Annotated in this window: 13 protein-coding genes and 1 pseudogene; 4 read left to right on the top strand and 10 right to left on the bottom strand. The window is 33.0% G+C overall.

Annotation, left to right across the window (positions count from 1 at the left end):
• Nucleotides 1-12: 12 nt before the first annotated feature.
• The 3 genes and pseudogenes from BN2390_RS21420 to BN2390_RS12585 all read left to right on the top strand — a co-directional run.
• Nucleotides 13-318: pseudogene (locus BN2390_RS21420) on the top strand (ArsR/SmtB family transcription factor); the annotation flags it as partial.
• A complete protein-coding gene (locus BN2390_RS21425; RefSeq protein WP_082238778.1) occupies nt 287-505 on the top strand; it encodes a NifB/NifX family molybdenum-iron cluster-binding protein in 219 nt (72 codons plus the stop codon). The pseudogene BN2390_RS21420 and the gene BN2390_RS21425, both read left to right, overlap by 32 nt.
• 334 nt (nt 506-839) lie before the next feature.
• Nucleotides 840-1,019, top strand: a complete 180-nt coding sequence (locus tag BN2390_RS12585) for a hypothetical protein (RefSeq protein WP_053984700.1) — start codon at nt 840-842, stop codon at nt 1,017-1,019.
• 25 nt (nt 1,020-1,044) lie between these two features.
• Here the strand turns inward: BN2390_RS12585 and BN2390_RS12590 are convergent, their stop codons facing one another.
• From BN2390_RS12590 to typA, 5 genes are all read right to left on the bottom strand, one after another.
• A complete protein-coding gene (locus BN2390_RS12590; RefSeq protein WP_053984701.1) occupies nt 1,045-1,797 on the bottom strand; it encodes a uracil-DNA glycosylase family protein in 753 nt (250 codons plus the stop codon).
• A gap of 8 nt (nt 1,798-1,805) precedes the next feature.
• A complete protein-coding gene (locus BN2390_RS12595; protein ID WP_082238779.1) occupies nt 1,806-2,678 on the bottom strand; it encodes a 4Fe-4S binding protein in 873 nt (290 codons plus the stop codon).
• A 213-nt stretch (nt 2,679-2,891) separates the two neighbouring features.
• Entirely contained in the window at nt 2,892-4,415 is a 1,524-nt protein-coding gene (locus BN2390_RS12600) for a hypothetical protein (RefSeq protein ID WP_053984703.1), read from the bottom strand.
• A 22-nt stretch (nt 4,416-4,437) separates the two neighbouring features.
• Entirely contained in the window at nt 4,438-4,956 is a 519-nt protein-coding gene (locus BN2390_RS12605) for a hypothetical protein (RefSeq protein ID WP_053984704.1), read from the bottom strand.
• 191 nt (nt 4,957-5,147) lie between these two features.
• A complete protein-coding gene (gene typA / locus BN2390_RS12610; protein ID WP_053984705.1) occupies nt 5,148-6,956 on the bottom strand; it encodes a translational GTPase TypA in 1,809 nt (602 codons plus the stop codon).
• Nucleotides 6,957-7,228: 272 nt separating this feature from the next.
• Here typA and BN2390_RS12615 point away from each other — a divergent pair, with 272 nt between their 5' ends.
• Nucleotides 7,229-8,554 carry an APC family permease gene (locus tag BN2390_RS12615; RefSeq protein ID WP_053984706.1) on the top strand — a complete coding sequence of 442 codons (1,326 nt, stop codon included), beginning with the start codon at nt 7,229-7,231 and terminating at the stop codon, nt 8,552-8,554.
• Nucleotides 8,555-8,634: 80 nt separating this feature from the next.
• Here the strand turns inward: BN2390_RS12615 and BN2390_RS12620 are convergent, their stop codons facing one another.
• The 5 genes from BN2390_RS12620 to BN2390_RS12640 form a co-directional block, all read right to left on the bottom strand.
• Complete coding sequence (locus BN2390_RS12620; RefSeq protein ID WP_053984707.1) at nt 8,635-9,522, bottom strand: NAD(P)H-dependent oxidoreductase; 888 nt, start codon at nt 9,520-9,522, stop codon at nt 8,635-8,637.
• Between the two features lie 34 nt (nt 9,523-9,556).
• On the bottom strand, nt 9,557-10,459 hold the full coding sequence (locus BN2390_RS12625; RefSeq protein WP_053984708.1) for a LysR family transcriptional regulator: 903 nt from the start codon (nt 10,457-10,459) through the stop codon (nt 9,557-9,559).
• A gap of 236 nt (nt 10,460-10,695) precedes the next feature.
• Nucleotides 10,696-10,869 (bottom strand): DUF362 domain-containing protein, encoded by a 174-nt coding sequence (locus tag BN2390_RS12630; RefSeq protein ID WP_053984709.1) that lies wholly within the window; start codon nt 10,867-10,869, stop codon nt 10,696-10,698.
• 256 nt (nt 10,870-11,125) lie between these two features.
• Nucleotides 11,126-13,435 (bottom strand): type IA DNA topoisomerase, encoded by a 2,310-nt coding sequence (locus tag BN2390_RS12635; protein ID WP_053984710.1) that lies wholly within the window; start codon nt 13,433-13,435, stop codon nt 11,126-11,128.
• A gap of 167 nt (nt 13,436-13,602) precedes the next feature.
• Nucleotides 13,603-13,959, bottom strand: a complete 357-nt coding sequence (locus BN2390_RS12640) for a hypothetical protein (RefSeq protein WP_154668825.1) — start codon at nt 13,957-13,959, stop codon at nt 13,603-13,605.
• Nucleotides 13,960-14,005 lie beyond the last annotated feature (46 nt).

A 14,005-nucleotide genomic window follows, 5' to 3' on the forward strand; every position in this document is an offset into this window, starting at 1 on the left:
TTACTTGCTCACAAAAATGTGTGTACAAAAGGTATTTCTAAACATCTTAACATTTCTGAAACTGCTGTAACACAGCATATTAAAATTCTCAAATATGCCGAGATTATTATAGATGCCAAACAAGGTTATCGTATTCATTATACTCTTAACCCCAACACACTTAATATTTTATCTAAATTTATAGATGAGTTAAGATGTCCTAGTACTATGAAGCAACATACTTCTTATCCCCTCAAAGAAAGTTGCACTAAAAGTTGCTGTCATTTCAAGCAAGAAGGGATTTATAATGAAAATATGTTTTCTAATCAATCAAGCTAACGACCTACAAAGCATACCTTATGGGCACTTTGGTTCAGCTCCAAATTTCTTAATCGTAGATAGTACTACCCAAGACTGTATTTGTATTGATAATGGTAACCTTCACCACGGGCATAATAAATGCCAATCACTACAAGCACTTAACCATACACACACTTGTAGCCATGATCATTGCCGTCACCATTAAGAATGAATATATTACATTTGTGTAACAATTCAAACTTCCTATTTACATTTTAACTGAATTATTTTAATATTATATTATCAAAAATTATGAAGGAGGTAAAAATGATGATGAAATTAAGAATGGCTGTAACAGGCACTTTAACAAAAACAAAACCAAATACATTAACACTCCCATCAGTTCTACCTCTAAATGAAAAAGGCTTACTACCTTCTAACTTATTCTAAAGTCCATTATGAGCGTGACACTGCTGTCGCGCTTTTTTTGTGTTCAAAAATAAGTTTGTATCATTTAGAGACTATGTAAAACTGAAAGGGGGCCATCGGGAGGCACTATTTTGAAAATAAAGTTTATATTATGGGTTATTTGCTATTTTAAAAAGAATATCAATTCTATTCTTGGTCATCATATTATTAATACTGATAAAGACCATGAACATTATTCATATAGTATTGGGGAACAGCAAAATAACTCACTAGAAGCACAAATTATTATAGATAGACAACGTCTTATATAATATGAAATGCCACAAGAAATTCATATTATCCTTGAATTTCTTGTGGCATTTTGTAATTTTTAATTTTCTTCATCATTGTCTCTTTATGTGTAGCAAACTGCTCATGCCTATGTGCATTTGCTCCTGAGGGATGAGGAAAACCTAATAGACACTGCTCTTCTTTTAACTTTCCAGCTTCTATCAACTTCACTAATACTTCTTCAACGCTTTTTCCTAGTGGTATAATTAAAGCATCTTTTAAGATCTCTAATTGAGGATAAAAATACGTTTCTATATATTTCATGAGTAATTCACTCTTTAGAAGAGGTGGTTGATGGCCAGTATAGTTTTTACCTTTGACAAAAGTAGCATAAGGAATCATAGAGGTTGTATGCAACAAGTAATCATGATCACCAAATAACTGGGATGAATCGTTAAGCCCATATTTTTTTTGTAACTCTAACTCATTAAGCATACTAATAATGTTTTTTCTTAAGCTGCCCTCAAATCGGGCCTCTTTCTTACATATATAAGGGATTTCTTCTTTTGACACACCTTCCTCAGTACACTTTCTTGCCGCTACAAGCGACTTATTCATCTGATTGAAACCAGGAGTAATCCCTACGATAAAGATTTTTGCATTGGAATTCATATACTCATTATGTGCACAATAATAAAGGCTTACATCTTTTACTTCTTCTATTAAAAGTTCTGGAATAAGAATATCTTCTTTTGTATAACTCTTTTTGATCGGTAATGTCTTAATGATTTCTAAATACTTATTAAATATACTAGACATAAAACCTCCTAACTAAATAGCGCTTGTTCTACTACTTCAAGTCCTATTCTTTCAATCACTTCTGCAAAACGCTCACCACTACCTGCATGCTCATTATAAAAAGCTAATACTTTTTCTGTAACTTCATATATTTCATCTTCTTTAACTTTTACTTTACAAGGTATTGCAAGTCTTGACTTTCTTCCTAGTCTTCCCCCTAAAAACACTAAAAATTCTACTTTATCACTTTTTAATGCATTAACTGGACATTCCGGAATACACTTCCCACATCTAGAACATTTTTCTTTTTCTAATGCTAAGTACTTTTCATCCACTCTAAAAGCATCATCTGGACAAACTTTTACACACTTCTTACAGTGAATACATACCTCTTCTATAAGTTCTACACCTTTCACTGCAAGAAATGCTAAATCATTCCCTTGTGCTTTCCCATAGCTATTTGGACAACCTAATACTGTAATTTTAAATTTCCCCGGCAATTTACGACCAAAGAAGCGCTTGTCCATCTCACGTGTAATACGATTTGTATCTGCTAACCCATGTTTACACACTGTACCCTTACAAGTTAAGATTGCTCGAACAGTGGGACCACCGCCGCCAATCCTTAAGTTTTTCTCATTACAAAATGCTAATACTTCTTCTAAATTTTCTTGTTTTATATAAGGGATTTCTAAAGTTAAACGACTTGTAAGTCCTAATTCACCATTACCATACTTACTTGCTACTTCAGATAAACTCGTCATTTCATCTACTGTAAAATACCCTGCATCGCTTAAAAAACGAAGTACAAAATATCCTTCTTGCTTCTGTGCAATAATTCCCTTTGCTTTAAGTTCAGCTAAATCTGTCATTCTTTCACGTCCTTTACTGCAAATTTTCATTGCGATTAATTATACGTCTGTTCTACAAATTTTTCAACATTTCTTTCTTAGCTTCCTCAACTTTCACCTTCTACCATATTCTCCCTTATCCAATTAACATCTCAGTTAGCACACAAAAAATAAGTGAGCTCATCTAAGCCCACTCCTCCTCACCATATAAAAATAACTCATTTGTTCAGAACGCTTAAACTATAGATCAAATTATATTAGTAATTATAATTGCTTCCATACGTTTTTAGCTTTATGTACATTACCATATACCTCAAACACCAATTTAAAGAGCTCTTTTTCTGAAAGTTTAAGTACTTCTTTTTCACTTTCTGGTATCACTAGCTCTATCTGCTCTAATGCCTGTATGTAACTTATGCCTTTTAACTCTATTTCAAAGTTATTATAACCATCTTTTACACCTATCTTTAATAAATTACTATCTATAGATACAGATTTCTCATCCCTATTACTTATGTAAGTACCTTGTATATCTATACTAAGTGCAAGTCTCTGCATTATATCAACTTTATATTTTAAAGTAAAATTATCATTTTCTATGTTAGGATTATAGATCCATCTATAATTCATATCCAAAAATTTTTCTTTATTATTTCCTATATTCCAACTTACCGTTTGGAATTTCTTTTCTTCCTTTTCTCCATAATTGTGTTCTGACTGGATAAACATTTGAATTTGGTCATATTCATTTTCTACTATAAATTCTATTTCAATATCATCGGTTAAGTAATGACTACTGCCAAAGCTAAGTTTCCCCTTTACATTGGCTTGATCATATAACCCCTCCACTTTAGTTACACATTCTATTTGAGTAATATATTTATTGGTATTAACTAATAGTTTAAATGTTATTCCATCCTTAAACTTTAATTCTCCTAACCTTTTTTCTCCTGCATTATAAAATGCTTCATACTGTTCTTCTATACTTGTATCTTTATCATCATTTTGGACAAGTAATTGCTGTTTAATGGCTTCTTGAAAAATACTATCAGTCATAAGAAGGTCATAGACCTCTAATAATACTTTTTTCAATGTAATTTCTTCTATAGTCACATTAAACAAAAAGCAATTCTCATCATCTATTTTCTGTTTTCCCAGAGAGCTTATCTGCATTTCTCTAACTTCTTTTTTAATAATTAGTTTTAAAGCTTCATTGAAACAATCACTTTCATGTTCTACATCTAATGTTTCAAAATCAAAGCTTCCATCAAGTTCAGGTAGCCTTGTCAATTTTCTAACCACTGAATTATTAAAATCCTCAACAAATGTAGCTTTTTGAATCGTATAGTAATCCTTAACAAAAGGTTCTAGCTTAAGTGCAAAAAGATCTTTATTGGTATAGCAACTCCCCTTTATAGCACATATTTGTTGATTAAGCAGACTTATATCTATTAGACTTTCATCTTCTCTAGTTGCTCGCGTAATTTGTAAAATCATATTAGTCAAAGCTTCTTTTAATTCAAGCCTTGTACCGTTTTGGGCAACTGAAATTAGCTGAAGTTGTGTATCTGATTGATACCCCACTCCGTTTACAAATTGCTTTTGAAATACTTCCTTTACTATTTCGCTTTCTTCAATTAATTTATCATTTGTATTCTTAATAGCCTTTCCCAGAAAAATGGTGGGTGATATAGTCGCTAGCACTGTATCTTTTGCTAATATGCCACCACCTAAAAGGATAACAATACATATGATTATAATACTAATATGTGTTCCTTTTTTATTCATTGGCCTCCCCCCTACATACTACTTAATCTATCTTCATACCACATCCACTACAAAATTTTGCCCCTGCATCTATAACTTGCCCACAAGAACATACTTTTTTATTATCCTCTTCAGCTTCTTTTTCTTCTTCTATAACTTCCTTAGATATTTTAATAGACTCACTTTGACTTACAGGACTAACTTGAGGCGTAATAGGAAAATGTACTTCTTCTTTTATTTCTCTTTTTTTGCTTGCTTCTTGTAGAAGTAATTCCTCTTTTTGTCTAATATCTTCTATTTCATTTTCTTTTATTTTAATCTCAGCTTCTAACTCTTGAATTTTGAGGCAAAATGTTTTACATGCTTCTATATTGATTGACCCTTGTAAATACATTTTATAAAATAGATCACTTAAATCATTTTTCTGCTTTTGCACATCTTGGTTAAGTGCATTAATACTACTTTTAACCCTATTTACTTCCATAAGAATATTAGATTTAATAGAAACTGTATTTACACCCTTATCTAATGTTTTCTTAAATTTATTTAAAAAATCAGCCATATCCATTCTCCCCTTTTAAATGACTTTAATGATTATGAACTCAATTCTATTGTATATCCTCAAAATATTTTTAACAATACATATTATTCTTTTTATTTTATTCATTTTTAAGTATTTATTTACTCTTTTAAATAACTACAAAAAGAGGCTACTTAATAGTAGCCTCTTTACATTTATATTAATTTATCCAATTAGCGTCCTGCTCTACGTCTATCGCCTTCGCTAAGAATACGTTTACGTAAACGAATTGCATCTGGTGTTACTTCTACTAATTCATCATCTTCAATAAATTCAAGTGCTTCTTCTAAGCTGAATATTTTTGGAGGTGTAAGTCTGATTGCATCGTCAGCACCTGATGAACGTGTATTAGTCATTTTTTTATTTTTACATGCATTAACTGTCATATCTTCACGTCTAGCATTCATACCAATAATCATACCTTCATATACTTCTATTGCTGGTGGTACGAATAAGATTCCACGATCTTCAAGGTTATTAAGTGAGTAACCCATTGTTGTTCCTGCTTCTTGAGCAATAAGTGCACCATTAGCTCTTCTTGGAAGTTCTCCTACGTATTCTGTATAACCTTCAATACGTCTTACAAGAGTAGCTTCTCCACGAGAATCTGTAATAAGTTCACTTCTAAATCCTAAAAGACCACGTGTTGTACAAAGGTACTCAATACGTACATAACCATTTTCTGGTTCCATACTTTGCATCATACCTTTTCTCATATTAAGGTTAGCAATTGCTGCTCCTGAATATTGTTCTGGAAGTGTTACAATAACACGTTCAAGTGGCTCTACAAGTTTACCATTTTCATCTCTGTGCATGATAACTTCTGGTTTTGATACTCCAAGCTCATAGCCTTCACGACGCATGTTTTCGATTAAGATAGATAAGTGAAGCTCTCCACGTCCAGATACTTTGTATCCATCTGTAGTATCCATAGATTCTACTCTAAGACCAACGTTAACTTCTAATTCTTTTTCAAGACGATCTTTGATATGTCTTGTTGTTACGAATTTACCACTTTTACCTGCAAATGGTGAATTATTAACTAAGAAGTTCATAGAAAGTGTTGGTTCTTCAACTGTGATTGGTTCCATAGGTTCAACTTTACCTACTTCCCCTACTGTTTCACCAATAGAAATATCAGTGATACCTGCAATAACTGCGATATCTCCACTTGTTACTTCTTCAATAGGTGTTTGTTTAAGGCCTTCATATGCCATAAGTTTTGCAACACGACCTGTTCTAAGTGTACCGTCATTTGCAGAAATTTGAACTGTTTGACCTTCTTTGATTTTCCCTTTATATACACGACCAATACCAAGACGACCGATAAAGTTGTCATAACCTAATGCACTAATTTGCATTTGAAGAGGTGCTTCATCATCTTTTGGATATTCGCCTACTTGTTTAATAATCGTTTCAAGAAGAGGTTCGATATTGTCTGATGGTTGATCTAATTCATATTGCATGATACCTTGTTTACCAATTCCATAAAGGATTGGGAAATCAAGTTGCTCGTCTGTAGCATTAAGGTCTACGAATAAGTCGAATGTCATATCTACTACTTCTTCAGCACGGTGGTTTGGTTTATCAATTTTGTTAATAACAAGAATTGGTTTTAACCCTTTTTCAAGAGACTTTTGAAGTACGAAACGTGTTTGTGGCATAGGCCCTTCAATTGAGTCTACTAAAAGAATAACTGTATCTACTGTACTGATAACACGTTCTACTTCTGATGAGAAGTCACTATGTCCTGGTGTATCTACAATGTTAATTTTGTAATCTTTATGTCTAATTGAACAGTTTTTTGAATAAATAGTAATCCCTCTCTCACGCTCTAGAGAGTTACTATCCATTACGCAGTCCACTACTTCTTGGTTTGCACGGAATACACCACTCTGATTTAAGAAAGCATCTACTAGAGTAGATTTCCCAGCATCAACGTGGGCAATTACTGCTATATTAATTATTTTATCATGATTCATCTATTTTCCTCATTTCTGCATAATTCTACGCATCTTATCACAAATAGATATTGTATCATTCTTATGCTGATTACTCAACATGTAACATCTAACTATATTTAGGATGAAATATGCGTTTTTTTAGCCATTTTTATAAATAAAGAATTATTTTCATCTGTATTACCTTATGTTATACTACTACTTAATTCATATTTCTTCCATCTTTCTTCATTCTAATATGCCGAAAGATAACTTGAAATATATGACAAAATTAGATAAGGAAGAGGTCATTTATGAAAAAAACTGAATACGGTTTATTTACAACCATTGGGATGATTGTGGGGATCGTTATTGGTTCAGGAATCTTCTTCAGAAGTGATAATATTCTTATTGCAACAGGCGGAAGTATTAAACTGGGTGTGCTTGTATTCTGCCTTGCAGCAATTAGTATCATTTTTGGAAGTCTTACTATTGCCGAACTCGCTTCCCGTACAACTAAAGCAGGAGGGATCATTACCTATGCAGAAGATACATGTAATAAGCATGTTGCCTGTGCATTTGGTTGGTTCCACACATTTCTTTACTATCCAACATTAATCTGTGTTGTAGCGTGGGTTGTTGGGATTTACACATGTTTATTATTTGCTATTGAAGGTACATTATTAGTACAAATTGGGATAGGTTCTATCGTAGTATGTGTACTCTTTGTCTTCAATATTTTATCAACGAAACTTGGTGGTTATTTCCAAAACTTTGCAACAGTAATTAAGCTTATCCCTCTATTTGTAATAGGTATCGCGGGACTTATTGGTGGCAATCCAACTCATTTAACGCCTAATCAATTAGAGACTGCTCAATCTGCTAGCTGGATCGCAGCTATAACACCTGTTGCCTTTGCCTTTGATGGTTGGATTATTGCAACATCAATGGGACATGAAATTAAAGACGCTAAGAAGAACTTAAGAATTGCTCTTATTTTTGCACCTATATTTATCTTAGCAATTTATCTTTTATACTTCATAGGAATTAGTTTATATATTGGTCCTGAAACAGTTATGCAACTCGGGGATGCCCATGTAGATTTAGCTGCACAACAGCTTGTAGGTCCATGGGGTGCTAAGATTATTTTAATCTTTGTTATCATCTCTGTAATGGGAACTGTTAATGGACTTATCATGGGACTTTTAAGACTGCCATACTCTCTTGCTCTAAGAGATATGTTCCCTCGCTCTGAAAAACTCAAAGAAACTTCACATGGTTTAAGTTTTTCACTTTCTAGCGCAGCGATTGCTTTTAGTGTTTGTGTATTTTGGATGATTATTCACTATTTCACTCAATCTAGTGGAATTTTACAAAACTCTGATGTATCAGAAATTGCAATCACTATTAATTATGTCCTTTATATTGTTCTCTATATCAAAGTTTTCCAACTTGGTCAAAAAGGAGAAATCAAAGGATTTTGGCGTAGTAAAATGAACCCAATTCTTGCAACTTGTGGTTCACTCATGATTTTATTTGGAAGCATAAGCAATCCTTACTTCTTTGTATATGCAGGATTCTCTGTACTGTTATTAATCGGCGGAGCATTATTCTGGCATAACAAATCTAAAAACCTATAAATAGAAAGTGCCTCCTATTCTTGTAAGGATAGGAGGCACTTTCTATCTAACTTTATGTATGATTTTATTTTAAAAATTTCTTAGTTAAAAAAGACTTCTTTTAGTTTTGCTTTGAGAGCATCTCTTAACTCATTAATTTCTGCTTCATAGTTGTCTGAACTATTCTTTGGTGTTCTATCATTTACAAATCTTCCTTTGTTCTCAACACCCCAGAAGCCTGCTGTATCATTATCTAAGACCTCAAATGCCTGCATATATTCATCCCATGCAGCATCATCAATACCGATACCATCACCAATATAGCCACGACCACCACCAAGGAATCCTGCATTCATAATAGTATAGATAGATTTATCTGTTAACATACCTTGTAGACCTGATTCTGTATCTTGATAAGCAAATTTCTTAGCGAAAACTTTCTCCATATAACCTTTTACAATAGCATTTGGTGTATCATGCCAGTTTGGATAAGAGAAGATAATATAATCTGCTTGACTTACTAGCTCTTGTTCTTTTTTTATCTCAGGTGTTGGTTCACCATTTCCATCTTTTGCATAATAAAATTCTTCTGGCATAAGTACTGGATTAAAGTTCATATCATATAAATCTCTTACTTCAACTTCTACACCATTTTCTTCAAAATACTGCATTGCAGTACGTGCCAAATCGTAATGCACGCTATCTTTTCTTGGGTCACCTATTACAAATAATGCTTTTTTAGCATCTGTATCTTTGAATCCTTTTGGACTGTAAACTTGTACTAATTCTGCTGGAACAATAGATGCTGATGTTGCAGCATCTACTTCTGAAGCCCCTGATGTTGCATCTGCTTCCTCTTTGTTTTCTACTTCGGCTTGTGTCACTTGTTCTACTGGTTCACTCACTTGTGGTACTTGTTCTTGTGCACATCCTACTAAAGCAATTGCTAAACCAGCTGCTAATAATGAAGCTAACATTTTTTTATTCATTTTAAATCTCCTTGTAAATCAATTTATATAAATATTATTTATACCGTTTTAATTGCTCTAAAAAATATAAAACTTCTTTTCTTAGAACTTCATTGTTACGTTTAATTACAGCAATAGTTACAGAAATGGGATTACCAGCAAACGGTATTCTTTTAAGATAACTATTGACTTCTAAATTACAATGCCATTCAGGTGTAATAGCAAAAGAAGGTAAATGAGCTAGTGCTGCTTCATAGGTTTTGATTTGATGTGTCACTAAACTCTTGTTGCAAAATTCCATTCCTAATTGACGCATCTCATAATCTAAGCTAAACATCCCACTAAACAAGATATTTTTCTTCACATGCACAAGTCCTCTTAAATCTCCTTTATTAATCTTAGCCTTTTTGCTTAATTCCCATTGTTCGCTGACATGTACCTTAAGCTCTCCTGTAAAAATTTCTTGCATACATAAGTTTTTGTTTATCAAAAACTGATCTAATTTTTTATATTGAAGAGATGTATAAGGAATAACAGCCATGTCTACTTCTTGGCTCCCTAATTTCTCAATACATTGTTCAATATTGCAATACTCTAATTCAAACTCATAATTCATTTGATTAAAAACCTTACAAACCTCAAAAAAGGCTGGCTCGATTACTTCACATCCACATGAAGCAATTTTAATCTTATTTTCACTAATATGATTTAATAGTTTTTGCTTCGTTAGCTCAAATTGGCTTACTACTTGCTTTGCATAGTGATAAACTTCTATGCCCTCTTTAGTAAGTGTAACCCCTCTATTACCACGAATAAAAAGTTGTCTTCCTATTTCTTTTTCTAATTGAGTCACTTGACTACTTAAATTAGGTTGCGAAAGAAATAAGACCTGAGCTGCTTTAGAAATACTTCCTGATTCTACAATTTCAACAATATATTTTAACTGGTTATACTCCATCTTTTCACCTACACATTGAACATTTTACCAATAACGGTTATATTTTACTTTTTGTTCACTAAAATAGTGTATAATTTGTAACTATCATTTACAACCGCTTGGTTATCCATATATTTTAACGCTATATTTATTTTTTTATATATCAAAGTTTTACCTATTATGTTTTCACTCACTATAAAAAGGCCCTTTATGGATTTATTCAATCCATAAAGGGCCTTTTTTATACTATGTATATCTTATGCTTCTGGGTTTGGTGCGCCAACTGGACAAACAGATGCACATGCACCACATTCGATACAAGAATCTGCATCAATAACGAATAAGCCATCTCCTTCAGAAATACAGCTTACTGGACATTCAGCTTCACAAGCACCACAGCTAATACAATCTTCACTAATACGGTATGCCATAATAAAACACCTCCATTTTTTCTCTTTAAAATAGTTGACCTTTTTATAGGATTTTCTATAAGGTTAACACACCTATAGCATATATTTTTGTAAGGCTAATGTCAAGATTTTTCCATCTTAAAAAGCACTTCATTATTCTACTTAATTGCATAAAAATATCTTATTAAAGTTTTATTTTTTATTGTTAAAAATGCTTCAATTTTTCTCCAACTTTTAAGAGGTGCAGAGGTACCTTCTCTCCCTCTACACCTCCTATTTACTCAGGTCTTCTAAAGTCCCATTTCCCTACTGCTGTTTCATTATCAAATGTATAACTTACAATAGCATCAAACTTTGTTCCATTCTTAGTCTTAAGCCCCTTTAAAGTGCCTTCGCCTTTTTTAAGCAACTGCTTCACTAATGTCTTAGTTGGCTTCTTCCCATAATGTGCAAGTGTTGTATCTTCTTTCCAAATAACAAAGCGGCAACCTGATTTATAACCCATACACCCAAAACCTTTAGCACCTTCAATAATATCACTACCACAAAGTGGACATTTGCCTAAGATTTCTTTTTCACCGTTTCCTTTAATTCCATTTGAAGAGGTATTTTTAGATGTACTTGATTTACTAGTAGATGCTTTATTAGCAGCTACCTTTTTACTCGCTACACTTGTTGGTGCAAAAGCTTCTTTGTTGTACTGGATAGGCGCTGTTCTTTGTGTCTTGATCGTGTCTACACCACTTACCACAAACTTAACAATATGATTCATAAAGGTTTCTTTTTTCACTGTTCCCTTTTCAATATCTGATAGGGTCTTTTCAAGCTTCCCTGTATACTCTAAGTCCATTAACCCTTTAACAGGTAATGTTTCTATGAGTTTCTTACCCTTTTCTGTACAGCGAATATTCTTCTTTTGCATTACTGTATAATGAGTATAACAAAGCTTCTTGATTGTCTCTGCACGGGTAGCTGGTGTACCAATACTAAAACCACTTAAGATAGCATCCATTAAATCACTATCTTCTCCCTCTTCACCTACATTCTCCTCAACGTCATCAGTATCATCATTATTGTCTGCTTTACCTTTACCGTTCTTAAACTGCTTACCGCATGTCTCCATAGCTCTAAGTAAAGTTTTTTCTGTATATGGTTTGGGTGGTGTTGTTGCATGACTTGTAACTTCAGCTTTTGCTACATCAACTATTGTTCCTTCTTCTAAATCAGGCAAAATGACATCTTTAGAATTATCTTTTTCAATTTTCTTCCAACCTAATACTTTTTGAATCTTTCCTTTAGAGATAAATTCTCCTTCTACACCTTCTATTTTTGTAGTGAATACAGTCTCTTCAACAATAGAAATAGGCATAAACTGCATCAAGAAACGATTACGTATAGCATCATAAACTAACTTTTCTTCTCCTCCTAGCCCCGTTGGTACCATATACGTTGGAGTAATCGCACTATGGCTTTCTACTTTTTTACTGTTAAAGACACGTGGGCTTCTATGGAATTTAATCTCATCTTCAAAAGGTGTACCTTTTTTCTGAGCCATAAGTACCTTTTGTACTTTATCTATTAAACTTTCGTCTAACACACTACTTGCTGTTCTAGGATAAGTAATAAATTTCTTTTCATATAAACTTTGAGCTACTTTTAATACTTTGTCTGAAGTAAACCCATTATATTTACTTGTAATATATCCTTGTAAAGCTGAAAGATTGAATAGTGCAGGTGGATATTCATTCTTCTCTACTACATCTTTTTGAACAAGTTTTCCTTGTTTAGCTGCAATGGCTTCTTTTACTGCAATGAGATCATTTTCTTTTTCAAATTTATCTTTCTTATCAACAGTATAGGCCCCTTCATAGCTTTCTTTATCAGCTTTAAAAGTAGCTGTTAGTTTAAAGTAGGGTTCTGAGTTAAAGTTAAGAATCTCCATATCTCTGTCATAAATCATTTTTAATGTTGGTAAAAGTACACGTCCTATATTGAATAATTCACCTTTACCCGATTTATATTTCAAAGTAGCTACAGAAGTTAAGTTAATTCCAATAAGCCAATCAGCATGCTGGCGACTTATACCTGCATCTTGTAATGGCTGCATAGTTTCATTAGGAACTATCTTCTCTAAGCCTTTTTTCACCTCATCTTCTGTCCATTCATTTAGAAGTATACGGTACCTTGGCTTCTTAACCTTCAAGAAGTTCATAATACAGTCTCCGATAACCTGTCCCTCCCTATCGTAGTCACAGGCTGAGATCACACCATCAACATCATCACGGTTAATAAGGTCTTTGATACACTTCATTTGTTTCTTGGCACCTTGATCTACTTTTTTCTTACCTTGTTCCATCTTGATCTTATATTTAAATTGATCCGGTATAAAAGGGAAGTTTTCCATACGCCAAATTTGCATCTTTTCATCATAGTCTTTTGCATCATAGAGTTCTACAAGATGACCAAATGCCCATGTAATAAGATAATCTTCCCCTTCAAAATATCCGTCTTTTCGTCCTTTGATGTGCAGGGCATCTGCAATATTTTTAGCGACAGATGGTTTTTCTGCAATAATGACTCTTTTCACTTAGATTGCCCTCCCATTAATATTTATCTACTCATTTTTTTCTTAGAAATAGTATTGTAACACATAACAAGAGACACTACAAAATGCTTTTATAGTGTCTCTTGATCTAGCTTATATCATACTTAGAAATATAAAAGCTCTAAGTTTGGCCTAGAGCTTTCATTATACTACTTATTTTCTTCGTCTGTGTTATCTGCTTCTACTACTTCTTCTGTAGCTTCTTCAGCTTCTATTTCGTCTTCTTTATCAAAATCTTTAATTGCTACGTATTCTACATCATCATCTTCTTCGCCATAAAGGTCATCTTCTAGTTCATCTTCTAGATCATCATCGAAATACTCATAGTATTCTTCAATGTATTCATCATTTCTTGATTTTAACCATAATACAAGACCTACTAATCCTGCAACTACAGCTAATGCGATTCCAAACCACAAACCTCTATTTGATCTTTCTTTTCTTCTTCCACAACACATGAGTTTTCTGACCTCCTTGACTTTCTTTTTAAATTTACGTTTATTCACTGTTTCATCTCCTTAACACAGTAAACTACTCTTATATACTATTATA

Origin of the sequence: Niameybacter massiliensis (assembly GCF_001282685.1) — a bacterium.
In the GTDB taxonomy this organism is placed as follows: Bacteria; Bacillota; Clostridia; order Lachnospirales; family Cellulosilyticaceae; genus Holtiella; species Holtiella tumoricola.